General features: G+C 65.4%; 17 protein-coding genes, 1 pseudogene and 2 riboswitches. Of the genes and pseudogenes, 11 read left to right on the forward strand and 7 right to left on the reverse strand.

The annotated features are described in order from the left end of the window. Positions 1 to 7: 7 nt before the first annotated feature. Positions 8 to 1,594: an MFS transporter gene (locus ASG77_RS14170; RefSeq protein WP_056346613.1), complete on the reverse strand. Its 1,587-nt coding sequence runs from the start codon at positions 1,592 to 1,594 to the stop codon at positions 8 to 10. A 67-nt stretch (positions 1,595 to 1,661) separates the two neighbouring features. On the opposite strand from ASG77_RS14170, the gene ASG77_RS14175 reads away from it, so the two are divergent. The 5 genes and pseudogenes from ASG77_RS14175 (at position 1,662) to ASG77_RS14195 (ending at position 9,859) form a co-directional block, all read left to right on the forward strand. Beyond that, a complete protein-coding gene (locus ASG77_RS14175; protein WP_056347303.1) occupies positions 1,662 to 2,201 on the forward strand; it encodes a TetR/AcrR family transcriptional regulator in 540 nt (179 codons plus the stop codon). Positions 2,202 to 2,295: 94 nt separating this feature from the next. Next, a riboswitch (glycine riboswitch) is annotated at positions 2,296 to 2,393 on the forward strand. A 1-nt stretch (position 2,394) separates the two neighbouring features. Beyond that, positions 2,395 to 2,540: riboswitch (glycine riboswitch) on the forward strand. A gap of 40 nt (positions 2,541 to 2,580) precedes the next feature. Further along, a pseudogene (locus ASG77_RS14180) lies at positions 2,581 to 5,652 on the forward strand (glycine dehydrogenase (aminomethyl-transferring)). A gap of 203 nt (positions 5,653 to 5,855) precedes the next feature. Beyond that, on the forward strand, positions 5,856 to 6,929 hold the full coding sequence (locus tag ASG77_RS14185) for a lipid II:glycine glycyltransferase FemX (RefSeq protein WP_056346618.1): 1,074 nt from the start codon (positions 5,856 to 5,858) through the stop codon (positions 6,927 to 6,929). Positions 6,930 to 7,015: 86 nt separating this feature from the next. Next, positions 7,016 to 8,332 carry a peptidoglycan bridge formation glycyltransferase FemA/FemB family protein gene (locus ASG77_RS14190; RefSeq protein WP_056346619.1) on the forward strand — a complete coding sequence of 439 codons (1,317 nt, stop codon included), beginning with the start codon at positions 7,016 to 7,018 and terminating at the stop codon, positions 8,330 to 8,332. Between the two features lie 39 nt (positions 8,333 to 8,371). Further along, positions 8,372 to 9,859: a threonine/serine ThrE exporter family protein gene (locus ASG77_RS14195; RefSeq protein ID WP_056346620.1), complete on the forward strand. Its 1,488-nt coding sequence runs from the start codon at positions 8,372 to 8,374 to the stop codon at positions 9,857 to 9,859. 22 nt (positions 9,860 to 9,881) lie between these two features. On the opposite strand, the gene ASG77_RS14200 is transcribed toward ASG77_RS14195, so the two are convergent. After that, positions 9,882 to 10,721, reverse strand: coding sequence for a siderophore-interacting protein (locus ASG77_RS14200; protein WP_056346622.1), 840 nt, complete (start codon positions 10,719 to 10,721; stop codon positions 9,882 to 9,884). 14 nt (positions 10,722 to 10,735) lie between these two features. Beyond that, positions 10,736 to 11,506 (reverse strand): uracil-DNA glycosylase, encoded by a 771-nt coding sequence (locus tag ASG77_RS14205; protein ID WP_056346624.1) that lies wholly within the window; start codon positions 11,504 to 11,506, stop codon positions 10,736 to 10,738. Between the two features lie 133 nt (positions 11,507 to 11,639). Between ASG77_RS14205 and ASG77_RS14210 the strand changes: the two genes are divergently transcribed. From ASG77_RS14210 to groL, 5 genes are all read left to right on the forward strand, one after another. Next, the gene (locus tag ASG77_RS14210; protein ID WP_056346626.1) at positions 11,640 to 11,969 is read left to right on the forward strand and encodes a DUF3263 domain-containing protein; all 330 of its coding nucleotides are present in this window, start codon (positions 11,640 to 11,642) and stop codon (positions 11,967 to 11,969) included. Between the two features lie 51 nt (positions 11,970 to 12,020). Then, a complete protein-coding gene (locus tag ASG77_RS14215; protein WP_056346628.1) occupies positions 12,021 to 12,638 on the forward strand; it encodes a LytR C-terminal domain-containing protein in 618 nt (205 codons plus the stop codon). A 158-nt stretch (positions 12,639 to 12,796) separates the two neighbouring features. Beyond that, positions 12,797 to 13,003, forward strand: a complete 207-nt coding sequence (locus ASG77_RS14220) for a cold-shock protein (RefSeq protein ID WP_141139551.1) — start codon at positions 12,797 to 12,799, stop codon at positions 13,001 to 13,003. Between the two features lie 11 nt (positions 13,004 to 13,014). Further along, positions 13,015 to 14,280 carry an ABC transporter substrate-binding protein gene (locus ASG77_RS14225; protein WP_235564550.1) on the forward strand — a complete coding sequence of 422 codons (1,266 nt, stop codon included), beginning with the start codon at positions 13,015 to 13,017 and terminating at the stop codon, positions 14,278 to 14,280. Positions 14,281 to 14,571: 291 nt separating this feature from the next. Beyond that, on the forward strand, positions 14,572 to 16,200 hold the full coding sequence (gene groL / locus ASG77_RS14230) for a chaperonin GroEL (RefSeq protein WP_056346632.1): 1,629 nt from the start codon (positions 14,572 to 14,574) through the stop codon (positions 16,198 to 16,200). Between the two features lie 456 nt (positions 16,201 to 16,656). Here groL and ASG77_RS14235 read toward each other — a convergent pair whose 3' ends face one another. Beyond that, positions 16,657 to 17,442, reverse strand: coding sequence for an ABC transporter substrate-binding protein (locus ASG77_RS14235; RefSeq protein WP_235564551.1), 786 nt, complete (start codon positions 17,440 to 17,442; stop codon positions 16,657 to 16,659). A 209-nt stretch (positions 17,443 to 17,651) separates the two neighbouring features. Between ASG77_RS14235 and ASG77_RS14240 the strand changes: the two genes are divergently transcribed. Then, on the forward strand, positions 17,652 to 18,710 hold the full coding sequence (locus ASG77_RS14240; RefSeq protein WP_056346635.1) for a ribonuclease HI family protein: 1,059 nt from the start codon (positions 17,652 to 17,654) through the stop codon (positions 18,708 to 18,710). A 20-nt stretch (positions 18,711 to 18,730) separates the two neighbouring features. Here ASG77_RS14240 and ASG77_RS14245 read toward each other — a convergent pair whose 3' ends face one another. From ASG77_RS14245 to ASG77_RS14255, 3 genes are all read right to left on the reverse strand, one after another. Further along, positions 18,731 to 19,018, reverse strand: a complete 288-nt coding sequence (locus ASG77_RS14245) for a WXG100 family type VII secretion target (protein WP_056347304.1) — start codon at positions 19,016 to 19,018, stop codon at positions 18,731 to 18,733. A gap of 109 nt (positions 19,019 to 19,127) precedes the next feature. Beyond that, a complete protein-coding gene (locus tag ASG77_RS14250) occupies positions 19,128 to 20,681 on the reverse strand; it encodes a sensor histidine kinase (protein WP_200950770.1) in 1,554 nt (517 codons plus the stop codon). Between the two features lie 2 nt (positions 20,682 to 20,683). Beyond that, entirely contained in the window at positions 20,684 to 21,397 is a 714-nt protein-coding gene (locus tag ASG77_RS14255; RefSeq protein WP_056346636.1) for a response regulator transcription factor, read from the reverse strand. Positions 21,398 to 21,477 lie beyond the last annotated feature (80 nt).

Here is a 21,477-nt window from a genome sequence, read left to right on the forward strand (position 1 = left end):
CGAGCGCCTAGCCCACCGTCGGAACTTTCCGGAGTACGACGGCGGCAAGGACTGCCGCGCTCGCCATCAGTACCAGCGCAATTGCCGCAGTGGTGTGGACGCCTGAATCAAACGCCAGGCGTGCTGCGCCGCGGAGCGCTTCGGCCAGCGGAGCAGGCAGGCCGGCGGCCAGCTCGACGGCGCCCGCCAGAGTTTCACCCGCCTGGTGTACTGCAGTGCCTGACGCCGCTTCCTCCACCCCGGTCGGAAGCCGGAGATTGCGCTGGTAGGAGGCAGTCAGGATGGAGCCCAGCACCGCCGTCCCCAGCAGGGACCCCACCTCATAGCCCGTTTCGGAGATGGCGGCCGCCGCTCCTGACTTCTCCGCTGGAACGGAGCCCAGGATGAGGTCATTGGAAATGGTTTCCGCTGTGCCCACGCCCAAGGCGAGGATCAGCAGCGCGGCCAGCAGGAGGGCCGGGCCGGAGCCGTGGTCACCGAAGACCACGATTCCGTAGCCGGTGGCGCTCAGGGCCAGGCCACCTGCCACCACAAAGCCCGGACGCACCTTCCGGACCAGCGGCACCACTGCCAGCCCAGCCAGCACTGTGGCCACCAGGGCCGGGATCATGGCAATTCCGGCGGCCGACGGTGTCATTCCGTCCAGGAGCTGCAGATGCTGGGCGAGGAACAGGATGAAGCCGTTGAAGGAGAACAGGGCCAGCACGTTTGCCGCGATGGCCGTGCTGAAGACCCGGTTGCCGAACAGGGACATATCCAGCAGGGGGCCGGCCACCCGCTGCTGGCGGCGGACAAAGACGACGCCCATGGCCAGGCCAAAGGCAACAAGACCCACAGGAGCGGCCCCGAAACCATCGGTCGCCAGCTCCTTGATGCCATACACAACGGGCACCATTACCAGCAGGGACAGGACGATGCTGGTCACGTCCACCCGCCCGGGGCGCGGATCTTTTGATTCCGGGATGAATGCAGGGCCGAATGCCACCAGGGGCAGCATGATGGGCACCGCGACCAGCAGGATGGCGCCCCACCAGAACTGCTCCACCAGCCACCCGCCGAAGATGGGACCCAGGGCGGCGCCGCCGGAGAAGCCGGCAGCCCAGATGGCAACGGCCAGCCGACGCCGGTTTGGGTCCGGAAAAATGTTGCGGATCAGCGACAGGGTTGAGGGCATCAGCATGGCGCCGAAGAACCCCAGAATTGCCCGACCCGTTATCAGCCACTCCGCGCTGGGGGCGAAGGCTGTTGCTGCCGAGACCGCGGCGAAGCCAACACTGCCGGTCAGCAGCAGCCGGCGGCGCCCGATCCGGTCGCCCAGGCTGCCCATGGCGACCAGCAAGCCGGCAAGCACCAGGGGATAGGCGTCCACAATCCACAGGAGCTGGACTCCGGTGGTCTCCAGGCTGCTCGCGATGGCCGGAAGCGCGAACGTCAACGCAGTGTTGTCCACCGCAACCAGGAGCACCGGAAACATCAGCAGGGCCAGCGCGAGCCAATCGCGCCAGGGCGCCTGGGCAGGCCCTGACGGCCGGACCTGGGCTGCGGTCGCGGATGTGTTTCGGGTGTTCTGGTTGGACTGTGCGGACAACGTCATGCCGATAACTATACCGTCCAGACGGTACAGTTAAGAAACGGGACCCGGAACGTGCATGATTGAAGCCATGGCCAGAAATCCCGTCGCACGCGACGCAGTCCTCGACGCTTTTGAAGAACTCCTGATCGACGTGGGGGAGCGGGCTGCCACTTTGGATGCAGTGGCCAAGCGGGCAGGCGTGTCCAAGGGCGGGTTGCTCTATCACTTCCCCAACAAGGAAGCGCTGATCGCCGCGGTGCTGGAGCGGCTGGACCGACTGGCCGTCGAGGACCTCGCGCTGATGGCCGCAGCAGCCGAAGGTGCGGCGGCCTACTTCATCCGTTCCTCGCTCTGGTCCGACTCGCCCATGGACCGATCCTTCGTGGCCGCCACGCGCCTGGCTGAAGTGGCCCATGAAGAGGCCCGGCGCCGCTTTGCCGCCATCCAGCAGCAGTGGTTGGACCTGATCGCGGCCGACGTCGGCACGGCCATGGCGAAAGCCGTGCTGTACATGGGGGACGGGCTGTATTTCAACGCCATGTGGGAAAGCGGCACCACCGGGGACGGCCGTGGAAGGCATGGAGACATTGAGGAGCTTCTTGCCGCTGTGGAGCGGCTGCGGGGCTGAACCCGATGACCTCATTTGCCCGGCAGCCCGGGGCGTAGGAGAATTGGACCGCGTGGCGACCATCTGCGGCCGCCACAAAATCTGAATATGCCTTTGATCTGCGGCGGGAGAGTTCTGTTAGCAGGTACAACAGGCGCCGTAGGAGCAAATCCTCCCCAGGAATCTCTCAGGCCCACGTACCGCCGCGGCCAGGCAACTCTGGAAAGTGGCAGGCCGTCCGCCTGAAGCGTCCCGGATCACTCCGGAATGTCAGGACCGCTGTGCCCACCGACGGTGCAAGCGCAGCCTAGCGGAAGCAGGCTGGGCGGAAACTCTCAGGTCCCAGACAGAGCGGGGAGGAACCCGAGTCGATGTGGCGTACCCTGCGCCCGCCTTAGTAATGGAGTTCCTTGTGAGTGTTAATTCGGCCTCGGCCACTTTCGTTGACCGGCATATTGGCGCCCGCCGCCAGGCCGATATCGACTCCATGCTCAAGGCCGTCGGCTACGGCACTGTGGACGCGCTGGTGGATACTGCCGTCCCCAACGGCATCCGGCAGGATGTGGCCCTCCGCCTTAAGGACGCCCTCAGTGAGGTTGAGGTCCTTGCCGAGCTGCGGAAGCTCGCTGCGAAGAACAAGACGGCTGTGCAGATGATCGGCCAGGGCTATTACGACACCGTGACCCCGGCCGTGATCCGCCGGAACATCCTCGAAGCCCCGGCTTGGTACACCGCGTACACGCCGTACCAGCCCGAGATCTCGCAGGGCCGGCTCGAGGCTTTGCTGAACTTCCAGACCATGGTCCAGGACCTGGTGGGCCTCCCGATCGCGAACGCGTCGCTGCTGGACGAAGCCACCGCCGTCGCCGAGGCCGTCCTCATGATGCGCCGCGCCAACAAGAACAAGGCCGCCCATGACGGCAAGACCGTCCTGGATGCCGACTGCCTGCCGCAGACCATTGCGATTGTGAAGGGCCGCGCCGAAGCCCTCGGGTTCGAGGTGGAGGTCGCCGACCTCTCCCAGGGCCTGCCCGACGGCGTCATCAACGGCATCGTCCTGCAGCAGCCGGGCGTTTCCGGCCGGGTCTTCAACCACGCCGACGTCATCAAGGAAGCCAAGGAGCGCGGCGCGCTCGTCACGGTCGCTGCCGACCTGCTGGCGCTGACGCTGATCACCCCTCCGGGGGAGCAGGGCGCGGACATCGCCGTCGGCTCCACCCAGCGTTTCGGTGTGCCGCTGTTCTTCGGCGGCCCGCACGCGGCGTACATGGCCGTGGCCAAGGGCCTGGAGCGGTCCATGCCGGGCCGCCTCGTCGGAGTGTCCAAGGACGACGCCGGGACCCCCGCGTACCGCCTGGCGCTGCAGACCCGCGAGCAGCACATCCGCCGCGAGAAGGCCACGTCCAACATCTGCACCGCGCAGGCACTGCTGGCCATCGTCTCCTCCTTCTAGCCTGGCGCTGCAGACCCGCGAGCAGCACATCCGCCGCGAGAAGGCCACGTCCAACATCTGCACCGCGCAGGCACTGCTGGCCATCGTCTCCTCCTTCTACGCCGTCTACCACGGCCCCGACGGGCTGAAGGCCATCGCCGAGACCACCCACAGCCACGCTGCAACCATCGCCGCGTCCCTGAAGGCGGCCGGCCTGGACGTCCTGCACACGAGCTTCTTTGATACCGTCACGGTTTCCGTGCCCGGCATGGCTGCCGCCATTGTTGCCGCCGCGGAGGCCAAGGGCATCAACCTGCGCCACATCGACGAGGACACCGTCGGCGTTTCCGCCGATGAAACCACCACGCAGGCCATCGTTGCCGGTGTTCTGGAAGCCTTTGGTGCGGCGGCGGTGGATGCGGCCGCCGGCACTGACACTGAGTTCGCGCTGGATGCCGCCGTCGAGCGTTCCTCCGGTTACCTGCAGCACCCCGTGTTCAACACCCACCGTTCCGAAACGCAGCTGCTGCGCTACATCCGCAGGCTGAGTGACCGGGACCTTGCCCTGGACCGGACCATGATCCCGCTGGGTTCGTGCACGATGAAGCTGAACGCCACCGCGGAGATGGAAGCCATTTCCTGGCCGGAGTTCGCCTCCATCCACCCGTTCGCCCCGGATTCCCAGACCGTGGGCTGGCGCGAACTCATCACCGATCTCGAAGACCAGCTGACCGAGATCACCGGCTACGACCAGGTCTCGCTCCAGCCGAACGCCGGGTCCCAGGGTGAGCTCGCGGGCCTGCTGGCCATCCGCGGCTACCACCTCTCCCGTGGCGATGACCAGCGCACGGTCTGCCTGATCCCGGCCTCGGCGCACGGCACCAACGCCGCCTCCGCTGTCCTGGCGGGCATGAAGGTTGTGGTGGTGGCCACGGCGCCGGATGGCAGCATCGACCACGATGATCTGAATGCCAAGATCGAGGCGAACAAGGACGTCCTTTCGGCGATCATGATCACCTACCCCTCCACGCATGGTGTGTACGACGCCGATGTCCGCGAGGTGTGCGATTCAGTGCACGCTGCCGGCGGCCAGGTCTACGTGGACGGCGCCAACCTGAACGCGCTCGTGGGTCTCGCGCAGCCGGGCAAGTTCGGCGGCGACGTCTCGCACCTGAACCTGCACAAGACCTTCTGCATCCCGCATGGCGGCGGCGGACCCGGTGTGGGCCCGGTCGCTGCGAAGGCGCACCTGGCACCGTTTATGCCGGGTAACGCGGCTACCTGGACCGAAGGCAATGACGTTCCGATCTCCGCCTCACGGTTCGGTTCTGCCGGTGTCCTGCCCATCTCCTGGGCCTACGTGAAGCTGATGGGTGCCGAAGGCCTGACCGAGGCCACGAAGTCGGCGCTGCTGGCGGCCAACTACGTCGCGGCCCGCCTGAACGAGTACTTCCCGGTCCTCTACACCGGCGAGGGTGGGCTGGTGGCGCACGAGTGCATCCTGGACCTGCGTGGGCTGACGGCGAAGACGGGCGTCACCGCGGAGGATGTGGCCAAGCGCCTCATCGACTACGGCTTCCACGCCCCCACCCTGGCGTTCCCGGTTGCGGGCACGCTGATGGTGGAGCCCACCGAGTCCGAGGACCTGGGGTGGCCAAGCGCCTCATCGACTACGGCTTCCACGCCCCCACCCTGGCGTTCCCGGTTGCGGGCACGCTGATGGTGGAGCCCACCGAGTCCGAGGACCTGGTGGAGATCGACCGGTTCATCGACGCGATGATCACCATCCGCAAGGAAATCGACCAGGTGGCCAACGGCGACTTCACCGTGGAGAACAGCCCGCTGCGCCACGCACCCCACACCGCGTCCGCCGTCGTATCTTCCGACTGGGCCCGTCAGTACCCGCGTGAGCAGGCCGCCTTCCCGGTCCACCACCTCAAGCAGGACAAGTACTTCCCGCCCGTCGGCCGCATCGACGGCGCAGCAGGTGACCGCAACCTGATCTGCTCCTGCCCGCCGCTGTCGGAGTTCGAAGACTAGGGCCCGGCAGACTGTTTCCGGTGGTGAGCTTGTCGAAACCGATCTCGACAAGCTCGATCACCGACAGTCGGTGGGTCCGCGGCATCCGGCAGCATGCGTCAAAGCGAGGAACGAGCAGCATGCAGAGGATGCCGGGGACCCGCCGCCCAACGAGTGGCTTTAGACTTGTGGCTACGCAACCCCTGAGATTGGACACGGCCCCCTTGCGAGAATTCACCGCCCGCTTTGCCACAGCGGAGGAAATTGAGAACTGGGACAAGCACGTCACAGCCAACCCGAACGGCGGCAACATGCTGCAGTCCGCCGCCTACGCGTCCGTGAAGAACGGCAGCGGCTGGACCGCCCGTTTCCTGGTCCTGGAGTCTGCCGGGACCGCCAGCTACAACCTGGTGCTGGAGAAGAAATTCCCGGTACTGGGCCGCCTGTGGTACCTGATCAAAGGTCCTGACCTGCGTGCCGTCGAGGACCTGAAGCCGGTCCTGGACTCGTGCGCTGCATTCGCCAGGAGCCGGAAGCTCAATGTCTTTACCATCAAGATTGAACCGGACATCGTGAGCACCCCGGAAGCCCGGGCACAGCTCGCCGCCGCCGGCCTGGTGAAGGCCCCGAACATCCAGTCCAACGACTCCACAGCGCTCCTGGACCTCGCGGTACCGGAGAACCAGGTGTTCCGGTCCATCTCCTCCCGCGCCCGCAACGCGATCCGCCGGGCAGAACGCGAAGGCTGCGCCGTGGTGCAGCAGGAGCCAGGCCCGGAAACGTACCGGGCGCTGTATGACCTGATGGCAGACACCGTGAACGCCAAGGGTTCCATGCCGTTGCGAAGCCTCGAGTACTACACGCGGTTCTGGGACGAATTCTGCACCCGCGGCCAGGGCAGCTTCTTCTTCGTTTATGAGGACGGCAAACCCAGTGTGGGCGCCTTTGTGATCAACTACGGATCCAAGGCAACCTACAAGGACGGCGGCTCCACTCAGAACAGGAAGCGGTACGGCGATTCGCACCTGGTCCAGTGGCAGGCCATCCGAAGAATGCAGGAACTCGGCTGCATCGAGTACGACTTCTGCGGCACGCCGCCCTCTGGCCTGATCAAGGACAAGACCCACCACCTGTACGGCATGGGCATGTTCAAAACGAGCTTCACCAAGACGGTGACGGATTTCGTCGGCTGCTACGACTACGTGCTGTCGCCCGTCAGGCACACCCTGTGGGTCAAGGCCGCGGAACGGGTCTTCCGCCGGCTTGAAACCGCACGCACCGGCCAGCAGTTCTACTGACCGCCCACCAGCCACTCTCACCATCCACACCACGAAGGCCAGCGCCTGCCCCAGTCGGCAGCCCAGCCATAGATGAGGTTATTTCTGTGAATCCAACCAAGGCCGGAGCCGGACTCGAGCTCAGCGTCCTCAGCGATGCCGAGTTTGAGTCCTTCTCCCTCAAGCATCCGCAAAACAACTTCATCCAGTCCGCCGACTTCACCCGTTTCCAGCGTGCCCGCGGCCAGTCAGTGGAACTGTTCGGAGTCAGGCGCGACGGCGACCTGGTCGCTGCCGGGAAACTGAACTTCACCACCAACCGCTGGGGCTACAAGGTGTGCGAGTGCGCCAAGGGCCCCCTCCTGGACTACACGGACGCCGCACTGGTGCGTGACGTCGTCGGACTCCTCAAGGTACGCGCCGCGGAACGCAAGGCTGCCGAACTCCGGATTTCTCCGAACCTGACGTACATCGCCCGCGATGCCGAAGGCGCCGAACACCCAGAGATCGTGGACAACAGGCCGCTCGTGGCGGAACTGGCGGGACTGGGTCTTGAACACCAGGGCTCGGACATGAACTTCGCCAACGTGAACTGGATGTTCATCAAGCACCTCGACGGCATCACGGACGCCGAGGAGCTCATCATGAGTACCAGCTACCGGACACGGAAGGCCATCCGGAAGGCTGAAAAGAACGGTGTGTTCCTGGCGCAGGCCACCCTTGAAACCCTTGACGAGTTCTACAACGCGCTGAGCACGGCCGGGGACGAGAAGGGCTTCTTCTACCGCGAACGCGAATACTACGAACAGCTCCTGCGGACCACCTCGGCCGAGTTCACCAAACTCATGATGGCCAAGATCGACATCCCCGCGTACCGGAAGTCCATCACCGAACGCCTGGAAGCGGAATCCGCGTCCGCGGCCGAACTCCGCCGCGAGGTCGAAGAGACCGGCAGCAAAAAGAAAGCCAACCGCCTCAAAGTAGTCCAGGACCTCGTGGACAGCTACGAGCGCAGCCTCAAGGACATCGAGCGGTTCCCGGACTCGGTGGGTGTGGCAACAGTGGCCGCCATCCACTTCGTCTGCTTCGGCGACGAGGTGGTCTGCGTTATCGGCGGCACCAAACAGGACTACATCTACTTCAACGGCGCCACGTCCCTGTACTGGGGAATGATGCTGCACGGGCTGGACAAGGGCTACTCGCGCTACAACTTCTACGGCACCTTCGGCATCCAGGGACAGGACGAAGAAGGCCACGGCGGCTACGAGTTCAAGAAGGGCTTCGGCGGCGACGTGGTCCAGCTGCTGGGTGACTTCGTGATGCCGGTGCGGCCGGTAGCCTTCCAGGCCAACCGCCTGGTCCGCGCGGCCATCGCGGCGGCGCGCACCCTGCTGGGCAAACTGCCACTGAAGCGCCAGGCCTAATACCAAACCACGAACTGCCAGAAAGGGAGGAGCACCAAGGTGAACGAGCGACCTGAAAACCCAAGGCGCAGGCCTCCCACCGACGGTCTGCCCAAAACAGAGCCGCTCACCCCCTCCCAGCTCCGCCAGGATGCGGCGGCCAAGCGGATGCTGCGGCGCCTGGTGCGGGGGGACAGCCCGCCGACGGCGCCGCTGAGCATTGTGGACAGGCTCGCCGGCAGCCCCTACGCCAACCCCATGATCCAGGTGGGAGGCGTGGACACCTCCGCACGCAAGACCCTGGACTTTTCCCTGCACCTGGCCGAGACCATGTTCCGGTACGGGGCGGGCGCACTGGAAGTGGAGACGAGCATTATTGCCGTCACCGCGGCGCTGGGGCTGAAGAACATCGAAGTGGACATCACCAACCAGTCGGTGGCCATTAACTATGCGCCCAAGGACCAGACGCCCATCTCGCTGCTTCGGGTTGTGCGGTCCTGGACCAACAACTATGCCGGGCTGGCCAAAGTACACCGGCTGGTGACGGACATCGTGGCCGGGGGAGTGGGCCGCGATGAAGCCATCCGCCGGCTGGACGAGGCCATCACCAGCCCCAAACCGTTCCCGCGCTGGATGGTCACCATAGCGTTCGGCGTGTTCGCCGCAGTCTTTGTGGGTGTGCTCGGCGGCGGGCCGGTGTCCTCGGGCATTGCCTTCGTGGCCAACATCGGTGTCAGCCTGCTCGCCCGCCAGCTGGGCCGGTGGCGGGTTCCGGACTTCTTTACGACGGCGGCATGCTCCTTCGGCGTTACGCTCACCGCGCTGCTGTTGTGGCGCTTTGACCTCACCAACGCCCCGGCGATTGTGGTGGTGGGCGGCATCCTCCTGCTGCTGCCCACCGGGCGCCTGGTCTCCTCGGTGCAGGATGCCATCAACGGGTTCCCCGTGACCGCAGCGGGCCGGTTTCTGTCCACCTTGCTGACCTTTGGTGCGATTGTGGCCGGGATTGCGGTGGCCTTTGTGGTGGGCGCGATGACCGGAATGCAGCCCATTAGTGTTACCCAGACATTCCCGCCAGCCTACGACCTCTGGGTCCTGGTGATATTTATCGCCGTCGCCGTGATGGCCATCGGCGTGACGGAGCAGACCTCCTGGGAGCTGCTGCTGCCTACCGCGGGCGTAGGCGTCGTGGGCTACCTTGTGCTGCTGGGTGCCGCGTCCCTCGGCGTCGGTGACCGGTTCTCCCCGGCGCTCGCCGCCGTCGTGATTGGCCTGCTGGCGCGGGTGGTGGCGTTGAAGATGGGCGCACCGCAGCTGGTGGTGGCCGTTCCGGCGGCCCTGATCCTACTGCCCGGGCTGACCATTTTCCGGTCCATGTATGTGCTGACCATCGAGGAATCCGAAATCCTGCTGGGAGCCGGCGGCATGCTCAACGCCGGCGCGATCGTCCTGGGCACGGCCGCCGGCATTGTGCTCGGCGATACGCTGGCCCGGCCGCTGACACGCAGCCTGGCCAGCAACGAACGCCGCCGCGCCCGGCGGCGCTAGGTACTGCTCAGATCTTCCCTCCTTAGATCTTCCCCACGGGCAGCTTCTTCTCGGCCTGGAAGTCGTCCTCCACCCGGCCCTGGGCCCAGTAGCCGGACAACGAAACCTGGCTCCGTTCCAGGCCGCGCTGGACGAAAAGCACGTCCCGCAGGCTCTTCATGTAGCCGCGCTCGCCATGGGCAAAAACGTCAACGCGGCCAGCGGGCCATTCGGCGTCGGCCACCGCTGAGACCAGGAGGTTCCCGGTGCCGGCCGGCGCGCCGTGGCGGCGTAGCCAGGTCACCTTAACGCCCGCCGGGGACGCGAGGGGCTGGATGTCGGCGTCGCTGTCCACCTCGATAAACGCCAGGCCGGCCGCTTCCGCCGGCAACGATTCGATGGCGGCGGCGATCGCAGGAAGTGCGGCTTCATCGCCGGCAAAGAGGTACCAGTCAGCGTCCGGCGCCGGGTTGTAGGCGCCGCCCGGGCCGGTGAAGGTGAAGGCGTCCCCGGGCTTGGCGGCGGCCGCCCAAGGGCCGGCCAGCCCTTCGTCCCCGTGGATCACAAAGTCGATGGCGAGTTCCTTGGCCTCGGTGTCCACCCAGCGGACCGTGTAGGTGCGGGTGAAGGGCCACAGCTCGCGGGGCATGGTTTCGCGGATGGTCCACAGGTCCAGGGGCTGGGCATAGTCAACGCCGGGCTGCGGAAAAGCGATTTTGATGTAGCGGTCCACGAAGGTGTTGTTCACGTAGGCGGCAAAACCTTCGCCGCCGGCCACGATCCTGACCATGTGGGGCGAGAGTTCTTCGCGTCGAAGGACCGTGAGATCGATCTGCGGACGTGTTTTTTTCGTGGCATTGGTGGCGGCCGGAAGAGTGCTCATAAGGCAACCCTAAGCTAAGGGACCGGAGGGAGTTCCCAGGTTACGCCAGGGCATCCCTGGTCCTGCAGCAGTTGGTTGATGGTGCTGAAGGGCCGGGAGCCGAAGAATCCGCGCGACGCCGACAACGGGCTGGGATGGGCGCTGGACACCACCGCCGCGCCGGACAGAAGGGGCCGGACACTCTCCGCGTCCCTGCCCCACAGCACCGCCACCAGCGGCGCAGGGCCGCCGTCGGAAGTGCGCCGGCCGGCAACCGCGGTGACTGCCGCCGTCGTGATGGCCTCCCAGCCTTTGCCCCGGTGGGAGCCGGCTGCCCCGGCGCGGACGCTCATGACCCGGTTAAGCAGCAGGACCCCTTGGCTGGCCCAGGCGGACAGGTCGCCGTGGACGCGCGCCGGAAGGCCGAGGTCGGACTCGAGTTCGCGGTAGATATTTGCCAGGCTCCGCGGGATGGGGCGGGTGCGCCCGTCAACGGCAAAGGACAGGCCGATCGCGTGGCCCGGCGTCGGGTAGGGGTCCTGGCCCACTACCAGGACCAACACGTTCGCCAGCGGCTGCCGGAAGGCGCGCAGAACGTTCGACGGCGCCGGCAGCACCCGGTGCCCCGCGGCAACTTCGGCGGCCAGGAAGCCCAGGACGCCGCGCAGCTCACTCTCTACGGGGCCCAGCGCCTCCGCCCAGTCGGCAGCCATCAGCTCACTGAGCGGCAAGGCAGCCATCTCGGCAAAGCCAACGGCCTCCGCCGGGTCCGCCGTTAGTTCGAACAGCGCGTCAGATTCAAACACGCTCCCATTCTCGCAGGGTTGCCGGACGCGGCGGCCGGGGCGCAAATGACAACCGTGTTATTCACGCCGTAGCATGGGGAGGAGATTTTGTAACTTAACCGGTGATTCAGCGAGACCAGCGAAGGGGTGTGCCGTGGCGGAACCTGCTCGGGAACATATGCCGGAGCCGGAGGAGCGCGGCTCTTTGCTGGCTGACTTTACCCTCCGCGACTCCCTGTTGAGCGAGCGCGACCAGCAGATGCTGGCACTCGAGCGGCAGTGGTGGAAGTATGCCGGGGCCAAGGAACAGGCCATCAGGGAGCTGTTCGATCTGTCCGCGACCCACTACTACCAGCTGCTCAACGCCCTCATCGACACCGAGGCTGCACTGGCCCACGACCCCATGCTGGTCAAGAGATTGCGTAGACTACGTACGTCGCGTCACCGGGCACGCACTGCACGACGCCTGGGTTCCGACGCCTGACCACGCTCGTGCTGAGCCATCAGCAGCAATCAACAAGGACGTCTCCCCACCATGACCAAATACGCTCGGGATGAATTCGACAAGGTTCCGGAGTCCGCCTCGCGGCAAGGCGTCCACCGTGCGGCCTCGGCGCCTGCCCGCCGCAAGCTGTGGCCCATCCTCGCGGTGGGGATTGTGGCATTGGCCATTGGAGTGGTGTCCTTCCTGATCCTTCCCAAGCTCGGGTTCACCCAGGCCGGCAGCGAAGCCTCCACCAGCCTGGAATCAACCGCTGCCCCCGAGGCAAGCGCGGCACCGTCGGCCACCGCTGAAGCCTCCACGGACCCGGAGCCCTCTCATAGCCCCGACGCCGAGCCCAGCGCTTCGCCCAGCAACATTCCCTCCGCGGTCGTCCTGGACAAGACCCAGGGCGTGGCCATCTACAACGCCGCCGGTAAGGCCGGGCTCGCCGGACGCATCAGCTCTATGGTCCAGGCCGATGGCTGGACGCTGGGCCAGGTGGGGAACTGGGGCGGCGCTCCGCAGCAGACATCCACGATCTTCTATTCGGGCCCGGCGCAGAAAGCCAACGCCGAAGCAGTCTCCGAACTCCTGAACATCCCTACTCTGGTGGAGAGCCAGGACTTCCAGGTGCCGTTGGTTGTTGTCCTGGGGCCGGGCTACCAGTAGCGTCTCGCGGTCACGCCTGAATAACTTTTGGGCACCGGAGCGGCCGTGTGGTTCGGCCCGCCGGATGGCTTGTCGCTAGAGTGATTTCAGGCTTCGGTCCGTAACAAGCGGCACACTTCCGACGGGGACCGACGGCACGACGGAAAAGAGTGGACATCATGGCATTGGGAACGGTTAAGTGGTTCAACGCCGAAAAGGGCTACGGCTTTATTACGGTGGACGGCTCCGGGGACGATGTCTTTGTGCACTGGTCGGCCATTGAGGGCGAAGGTTACCGGGCCCTGGATGAGGGACAGCGCGTGGAGCTTGAAGTCGGTGAAGGCGAGAAGGGCCCGCAGGCAGAAAACGTCCGGCCCGCGCAGTGATCTACCGCAGCTTGCGTTCAACAATCGTCCGCACAACTACAGGGGCGGCCCTCCTGCTGGCCTTGTCCGGCTGTGCCGGAGCCGGCGGCGGCGCCCGCATTGAATCCGCTGAAGCATCCGGTGACGGCACGCTGCGGATCGGGCTGATCCAGGACAGCACAGGGGAGCAGGCCTTCCTCAACGACTCGCAGCTCGCCGCGGCCCAACTGGCAATGAAGGAAATAAATACGGCCGGCGGCCACAAGGGCAGGCCTGTAGATCTGGTGGTAGGCGCCGGTGACGGCGCCGACGCCCAGGCCAGGAATCTGGCCTCAGCCAAGGTTGACGCGGTCATTGGACCCACGGATTCGAGTCACGCCGCCGCTGCCATCGACGTCCTCTCGGCCGCCCGCGTCCCGCTCGTCTCGCCTGCCAACTCCGCTGCCGGTCTGTCCCGCTACAAGAGCGGCGGCTATTACTTCAGGACGGCCGCGGCGGACGTTGCCCAGGCATCGGTGCTGGTGAAGCTGGCCAAGGACGGCGGCGCCAAGAGCCTTGCCGTGGTCCACCAGGACTCTAGCTACGGAAAAGACGTAGCTGCCGCGGTGACCGGCGCCGCCAAGAACGCCGGCCTGGAAACTGTCTCAACCACCGCCTTCAAGCCCGGCGACGCCGGGAACGCTGCAGCCGGTGCCAAGGCCGCCACACCTGACGCGGTAGTGCTGATTGCCAGGGACGACGCCCAGGGCGCCATCGCAGAGCTCAATAACGCAGGGCTTTCGGGCAAGAGCATCATCCTGAGCGACGGCGCCTTCGCCCAGTACGGTTCGGGGCTGGGATCCAAGGCCCTCGACGGCGCCCGTGCAGTGGTGCCGGGCCTGTTGCCGTCGGCGGACTTCCAAGCCCGTCTTGTGTCGGTCAACCCTGCCCTGAAAGACCTTTCGTTCGCCGCAGAGACCTACGACGCCGTGAACCTCGCGGTCCTGGCGGCAGCGAAGGCTGACGACGATGCCGGCCGCTCCATCGCCGCCAACCTGATCGCCGTCTCCGGCGGGACAGCAGGCGGGCAGCCCGCCGCGCAGGCCTCGGGCCCGGCCACCAAGCCGTGCCTGTCCTACACCGACTGCCTCGCGGTCCTGAAGACCGGGGCAGACATTAATTACGACGGCGAATCGGGGCCGGTTGCCTTCGACGCCAACGGTGACATCACCACGGCCAACTACATGGTGTTCACCTACGGCGCAGACAACAGGGCAGTGCTCAGCGGCCGTGAGGCGGCAGGCCGGGCCGCAGGCTGATCGCCGGTGGCGAACGGGCCGCCCTGACAGGGCGATTTGCGGGACCTTTCGCTTGCACTCTCACCTAGGGAGTGCTAATTATTGAGTTAGCACTCCTACGTACCGACTGCTAAAGCAACGTCCGGTTTGTCCGGCATCGGGGCTTGGCGGCGGTCGTGGAGCGAGAGAAATACCTAGCTGGAGTGAGATCCCCAGCCGCGGCATACAGAGGCCGCCGGTGAAGGATCGTCCGTCGCGGGCACTGCAGTGAGGTTCATTCTTAACGACTGTCCCGAAAGGACTACTGCCGTTATGGCCAAGATCATTGCATTTGATGAAGAGGCACGCCGCGGTCTTGAGCGGGGCCTGAACATCCTCGCCGACGCCGTCAAGGTCACCCTCGGCCCGCGTGGACGCAACGTCGTCCTCGAAAAGAAGTGGGGCGCCCCCACGATCACCAACGATGGTGTTTCCATCGCCAAGGAGATCGAGCTGGACGACCCCTACGAAAAGATCGGCGCCGAGCTGGTCAAGGAAGTTGCCAAGAAGACGGACGACGTCGCTGGCGACGGCACCACCACGGCTACCGTGCTGGCGCAGGCCCTGGTCAAGGAAGGCCTGCGCAACGTCGCGGCCGGCGCTGACCCGCTGTCCCTTAAGCGCGGTATCGAGAAGGCTGTAGCGGCCGTCACGGTTGAGCTGCTGGCCTCTGCCAAGGAAATCGAAACCAAGGAAGAGATTGCGGCCACTGCCTCCATCTCCGCCGGTGACGACGAAATTGGCGCCCTGATCGCTGAAGCCCTGGACAAGGTGGGCAAAGAAGGCGTCATCACCGTCGAGGAGTCCAACACCTTCGGCCTGGAGCTCGAGCTCACCGAAGGCATGCGCTTCGACAAAGGTTACATCTCCGCTTACTTCGTTACCGACACCGAGCGCCAGGAAACGGTCCTTGAGGACCCGTACATCCTGATCGTCAACTCCAAGATCTCCAGCGTCAAGGAACTGGTTGCTGTCCTGGAAAAGGTCATGCAGTCCAACAAGCCGCTGCTGATCATTGCCGAGGACATCGAGGGCGAGGCCCTGGCCACCCTGATCGTCAACAAGATCCGTGGCACCTTCAAGTCCGTAGCCGTCAAGGCTCCGGGCTTCGGCGACCGCCGCAAGGCCCAGCTGGCCGACATCGCTGTACTCACCGGTGGCCAGGTCATCGCCGAGGAAGTCGGACTCAAGCTGGAGACCGCCGGACTGGAACTCCTGGGACGCGCCCGCAAGGTCGTTGTCACCAAGGACGAGACCACCATCGTTGAAGGTGCTGGCGACGCCGACCAGATCGCTGGCCGTGTTTCCCAGATCCGTGCCGAGATCGAAAACTCCGATTCGGACTACGACCGCGAGAAACTGCAGGAACGCCTGGCCAAGCTGGCCGGCGGCGTTGCAGTCATCAAGGCCGGTGCCGCAACCGAGGTTGAGCTCAAGGAACGCAAGCACCGCATTGAGGACGCTGTCCGCAACGCGAAGGCTGCTGTTGAAGAAGGCATCGTCGCCGGTGGCGGCGTTGCGCTGATCCAGGCCGGCGCCAAGGCGTTCGCGAACCTGAACCTGACAGGTGACGAAGCAACGGGTGCGAACATCGTCCGCGTTGCCATCGACGCCCCGCTGAAGCAGATCGCCTTCAACGCCGGCCTCGAGCCTGGCGTTGTTGTCGACAAGGTCCGCGGCCTGCCTGCAGGCCACGGCCTGAACGCAGCAACCGGCGAGTACGTCGACCTGCTGGCTGCCGGCATCAACGACCCCGTCAAGGTAACCCGCTCTGCCCTGCAGAACGCGGCTTCCATTGCCGGTCTGTTCCTCACCACCGAGGCCGTTGTGGCCGACAAGCCGGAGAAGAACGCTCCGGCCATGGGTGGCGGCGACGACATGGGCGGCATGGGCGGCTTCTAGTCCCCAGCGCCCGGACTACGTTCCGCGCAAACCATAATGCGGCCCCCTCCACTGGAGGGGGCCGCATTTGTTTTCGCTACTTGCGGGCCGTGGCCAGCATTCCTTCGACTTCCTTCTTGAACGCGTCGGCGGCCGCTTGGGGAGTCAGCCGGTGTGATGCCCTCGACGATCTCGGAGTTGCTGGGGAATCCGCGGTGTGTCATAAGGATGGCGCCTGCCGCGGGGCTGTTGGACAGGTAATTGATAAAGGTTGCGGCGGCTTTCGGGTGCTTGGACCGTGAGGACGCGGACCAGAACATGGTGGGCTTGTAGTACATGCCGTTGTCCGCAGACCTCCCGTCCGCGGTGGGGGCGCGGAGCATCTTGATGCTGCTGCCCGTGGTGGTTTCCAGCGATCCCAACTGGTTAGTCCACCACCAGGCCATGCCTACCCGGTTGGTGCCGAACAGGCTCTCCTCAAGGCCTGCGCCGGAGTCCTTCAGTGGCCACCGTGGCCGGCGGGCTTGCCTGGGAATCGCGCTGTTCCTTCAGCCGTTCCCAGAACGAAGCGGCCGTAGCGGTGTCGAAGTCCAGTTTTCCGTCCGGGGAGTAGAGGTTCTCGCCGTGCTGCCGAAGCCAGATGATGAGGTCCGCCTCGTTGCTGCCATAGGCTGCGCCGTAGCTCTTCCCATTACCGGCCGCGCTGAGTTTCGCGGCGGTGTCCATGAAGTCGTCCCAGGTCCAGGTGGTGTCGTCGGGGACAGGCACGTTTGCTGCCTCAAAGACCTTGGTGTTTGCCATGATGACGTAAGCGTTCTTCCCGGTGCTCAACCCGTACTGTGCGTTGTCGTATTGGCCGGACGCAAGTGATTCCCTGTCCAGCTTGGAGGTGTCGATCCCGCCCTGTTTGGCCAGGTCCAGCAGCGCCCCGCGGCCACCGTACTCGGCGATGTATTTCTGGTCCATCTGGATGACATCCGGTGCGTCATTGGCCGCGGTCGTGGTGGCCAGTTTGTCCCAGTAGCTGGCCCATTCGCCCAGCTCGGATTCGATCTTGATGTTGGGATGTTCCGCCTCGAACGCCTCGATGACTCTCTCTGTTTGCGGGTTGAGGTACTCATTGCCCCACCAAGCGAACCGCAGGGTGACTTCGCTATTTTCGCTGGAGCCGGCGGGTGCACCGCAGCCTGTGGCGAGCAGTGAGACAGCGACGGCGACTGCGCCGAACTGGAATCTCCTGCGGCTAATGGCCCGAATCTTCATTGATGTGCCTTCCTCAAAAGGGTGGAGGTCCACCCCGCGCGTGTCCCTTGACGGCGTCGGCGCCGGTGGGGAAGCCTCGGCAGAGAAAGCGCTTTCCCGGCCAGGATTCCGATTCTGCCGCACTTCGACTTCGGCATCAAGGCTTTTCGGTAAGCGGTTTCCCAAGGCTGGCTGAACCGGTTGTCGTCGCTGTCTGGCAGGATAGTTAGGTGACAATTACTGCAGCGGCCGACGGTTCGGCTTTAGGAAATCCCGGCCCGGCCGGTTGGGCCTGGTATGTGAACGACGACTGCTGGCGTGCCGGGGGATGGCCGCACGGCACCAACAACCAGGGCGAGCTGATGGCCGTCCTGGATCTGTTCCGTGCCACCGCCCACGTCCCGGAGGAGGACCTGAGGGTCCTGTGCGACAGCCAGTACGTGATCAACTCCATCACAAAGTGGATGCCGGGCTGGAAACGCAAGGGCTGGCGGAAGTCCGACGGCAAACCCGTCCTGAACGTGGAGCTGCTCAAGGAACTTGACCGGGAAATCGCCGGCCGGAAATACACCTTCGAATGGGTCAAGGGCCACGCAGGCCACGACCTCAATGAAGCAGCCGATGTCCGCGCGCGTGCAGCCGCCACCGCGTACCAGCAGGGTGTGGCAGCGCGTTCAGGCCCGGGCTTCGCGGGAGCCCCGGCAGCGGTTGGCCCAACAGTTGATAGCCGGGTTGCCGTCAGCTCTGGGGCAGGCGCCGCATTGACGAGCCCCGACGCCGCCACTGCAGCCAGCCTTCAGGCCGCCACCACAGCCGGCGGTGCTGGCTCCGACGGTCAGGGCTCGTACGGCCAGGACCTTTTCAACCAAGGCCCCTACGCCGAGCCGGACCTCTTCAGCGAGCTGGAGAGCGACTCCTTCGTCCCGTCGGAGTCCGCCGGGGCTGAGATGAGTCCCGAAGCGATCGTCGAGGCCCTCGAACGCGAGTTGTCGGGCCCCGACATCCGTGGCGACATCGGCCGCACCGGCGTACTCCTGCACCCTGATTTTATGGAGATCGGAACCTCGGGCAGGGTATGGACCCGTGACGCCACGATGATGGCACTGGAAGAGGAACCGGGGCAGCACACTGAACTGGAGATCCTGGGTGCGGACCGCATCGGCACCAGCGCGATCCTGCTGACGTGCCGAAGCTACTCGCGCTCAGGCACGGCTCTCCATAGCTCACTGTGGGTCTTGGACGGCAACAGATGGCGGCTCCGATTCCGCCAGGGGACGCCGGAGGCGTAGAGGCCATTTCGGCTGCGGACTCAGCTGAAGCGCTGGGTGTTGCCCTGCTCGGCCTGGGCGTAGGTGGACGCTGCTGATGCCAGGGCCATGTTGATGGATGCCAGCGATGCCTCCACCTTGCCCTGGGTGAGTGTCCACTCGGTCACCAGGGCCTGGAAGTTGTTGGCGGCCGAGCCCCGCCAGGTGGACTGCAGCTCGTCCAGGCCACGCTTCATGGCCTGGACGTCCGAGCTGATCCGGTCCACGGTTGCTTTGACGTTGGCCGACTTGAGCTGAAGGAGTTCGGTGTCGACGGAAATGATGCTCATGGCTTGCTGCCTCTCGAAGTAGTGGGACAGCATCTGCTGCCCGCCCGGCTGCTCCGGGCCACTACAGCGAGCCTACGGACGGGCACTGCCCGCCCGCCACGCTCGTTGGCTATATGTGGATAACCCTGCCATCTCCGTCTCCGTGGCCTCCTTCCAGGGGATCTCCATCCTGCGCGGCCGATCGGCCCGGGTGGGCTTCCGCCAGGTGGTCATGGCCGGCGTGAGCCTCATCGGTGGCGTCGTCCCGGACCGGCAGGCTGACCACCAGCGTGGCCCCGCCGCCGTCGGTCTTTTCCACCCTGACGGACCCGCCGTGCGATCCCACGATGGCAGCCACAATCGCGAGCCCCAGGCCGCTGCCGCCGGTCTCACGCGTCCGGGACGTGTCCGCGCGGTAGAACCGCTCGAACACCTTGGACGCATCCTCTTCGGAGATGCCAGGGCCGTGGTCACGGACCTCGATCACGGCGAGCGGCTGCCCGCCGTCGGAGGTCCGGACCCCGACGGCGAGTTCGATCGGGCTGCCGTCCGGCGTGTAGCGGAGGGCGTTCCCCACGAGGTTCCCCACCACCTGACGCAGTTTTGCTTCGTCACCGAGTACCGGCGCGGGGGCGGCCGGATCGTCACCAAGGCCGGTCAGGGAGATGGGGCGCGAGCGGTCGCTGGCCTGCGTGTCCACCACTGCATCGTGGGCAACCAGCTGCAGGTCAACGGGCTTTTGCTGGAGCGGGCGCTGTTCGTCCAGGCGCGCCAGCAGGAGGAGGTCCTCCACCATTGAACCCATTCGTTTGGCTTCGCTTTCGATCCGCCCCATGGCCGTGGCCACGTCCTCGTCGGTGGCCAGCGCGCCATGGCGGTAGAGCTCGGAGAAACCCCTGATGGTCACGAGCGGGGTGCGGAGCTCGTGGGAGGCGTCGGCCGCGAACCGGCGCATTCTGCCTTCGGAGGCTGTCCGGGCGGCGAAGGCCGTCTCGATATGCGCCAGCATGGCGTTCAGCGAGCTGCCGAGCCGCCCCACTTCAGTGCCGGGATTTTCGACGTCCACACGCCGGGAAAGGTCGCCCGCGGCGATGGCAGCTGCGGTCTTTTCCACCTTGGCCAGTGGCCGGAATGACCGGGACACGGTCCAGCTCGCGATCAGGGAGGCCAGGAGCAGGGTGAGCAGGCCGACGCCGGTGACCACCAGGGTGGCGTGCTTGAGGACGTCATCCACGCTTTGCAGCGGCAATCCGATGACAACCACGGCAGGACGGCCCATATAGAGCACGGTCACCGCGACCACCCGCCAGTTCTGGCCGTCGGTGCCCCTGACCTGGTACGGGCGGGTGCCCCGGTCCTGGGCGTCCTCAACGGAGATGGTTGAGATGTCGGGGTGGTCATCCGGATCGCCGCCCAACAGCTGGGGGTTCTCACCAGGGGTGTAGAGGATCAGCGAGTAGTCCGTGGGGACCATCGGGTTGGGTGCCTGCAGCTGGGTGAACGAGCGCTGCTTGCTGGCGAGGTCGACGGCGGCGTACAGCTTGTCGTCCACCTGCCCCTGGAGGTAGCTGTGCAGCAATGTGAGCGTGCCGGCGCCCGTTGAGGTCAGCGCAACAATCAGCAGCCCCATGATCATGGCCACCAGCTGGGACCTCAACGAGGCCGATTTCCACCGCTGAAGCAAGGTCAGCGCTTCTCTGCCGTCCGGAGCACGTAGCCGACTCCGCGTTTGGTCTGGATCAGGGCCGGTGCGTCCGGATCAATATCCACCTTGCGCCGGAGGTAGGAGATGTAGGACTCCACGATCGAAGCGTCGCCGTTGAAGTTGTACTCCCAGACGTGGTCAAGGATCTGGGATTTCGACAGCACCCGGTTGGGGTTCAGCATGAGGTACCGGAGGAGCTTGAATTCCGTGGGGGACAGTTCGATCACGGTGCCGCCGCGGCGCACTTCGTGGGCGTCATCGTCGAGCTCCAGGTCGTCCACCCGGATCACGGCGTCGTCGTCGTCGAGCAGGGGCTGCGTGCGGCGCAGGACGGCACGGATGCGGGCCACTACCTCGTCCAGGCTGAACGGCTTGGTGACGTAGTCATCCCCGCCTACTGTGAGGCCGGTGACCTTGTCCTCCGTGTCGTCCTTCGCCGTGAGGAACAGGACCGGAAAGTGCTTACCCGAAGCCCGCAGCTTGCGGGTGACGGTGAACCCATCCATGTCCGGCAGCATCACGTCCAGCACCGCCAGATCGGGCGCGTGGAGCTCCGCGGCGGCCAGCGCGTCACGGCCATTGGCGGCAGAGACCACCTCGAAGCCTGCGAAGCGGAGCGAGGTGGACAGCAGCTCGCGGATGTTGGGTTCGTCATCAACAACTAGCAGCTTGGCTTCTGGGCCGGTCTTCTTCATGCTCCCATCATGCTCCCAGAAACTGTGAGTTTTCTGGATGGATGGTGGGTGTTCCATGGGGAGCCCGCCGTGGCATGGCC

It is taken from the genome of Arthrobacter sp. Soil762, assembly GCF_001428335.1.
In the GTDB taxonomy this organism is placed as follows: domain Bacteria; phylum Actinomycetota; class Actinomycetes; order Actinomycetales; family Micrococcaceae; genus Arthrobacter.

Bases quoted from the DNA above. Each gene is read 5' to 3' on its own strand.
- ASG77_RS14170 (WP_056346613.1), bottom strand. From the start codon at position 1,594: ATGACGTTGTCCGCACAGTCCAACCAGAACACCCGAAACACATCCGCG.
- ASG77_RS14175 (WP_056347303.1), top strand. From the start codon at position 1,662: ATGGCCAGAAATCCCGTCGCACGCGACGCAGTCCTCGACGCTTTTGAA.
- ASG77_RS14200 (WP_056346622.1), bottom strand. From the start codon at position 10,721: ATGAGCACTCTTCCGGCCGCCACCAATGCCACGAAAAAAACACGTCCG.
- ASG77_RS14215 (WP_056346628.1), top strand. From the start codon at position 12,021: ATGACCAAATACGCTCGGGATGAATTCGACAAGGTTCCGGAGTCCGCC.
- ASG77_RS14220 (WP_141139551.1), top strand. From the start codon at position 12,797: ATGGCATTGGGAACGGTTAAGTGGTTCAACGCCGAAAAGGGCTACGGC.
- groL (WP_056346632.1), top strand. From the start codon at position 14,572: ATGGCCAAGATCATTGCATTTGATGAAGAGGCACGCCGCGGTCTTGAG.
- ASG77_RS14235 (WP_235564551.1), bottom strand. From the start codon at position 17,442: ATGAAGATTCGGGCCATTAGCCGCAGGAGATTCCAGTTCGGCGCAGTC.
- ASG77_RS14245 (WP_056347304.1), bottom strand. From the start codon at position 19,018: ATGAGCATCATTTCCGTCGACACCGAACTCCTTCAGCTCAAGTCGGCC.
- ASG77_RS14255 (WP_056346636.1), bottom strand. From the start codon at position 21,397: ATGAAGAAGACCGGCCCAGAAGCCAAGCTGCTAGTTGTTGATGACGAA.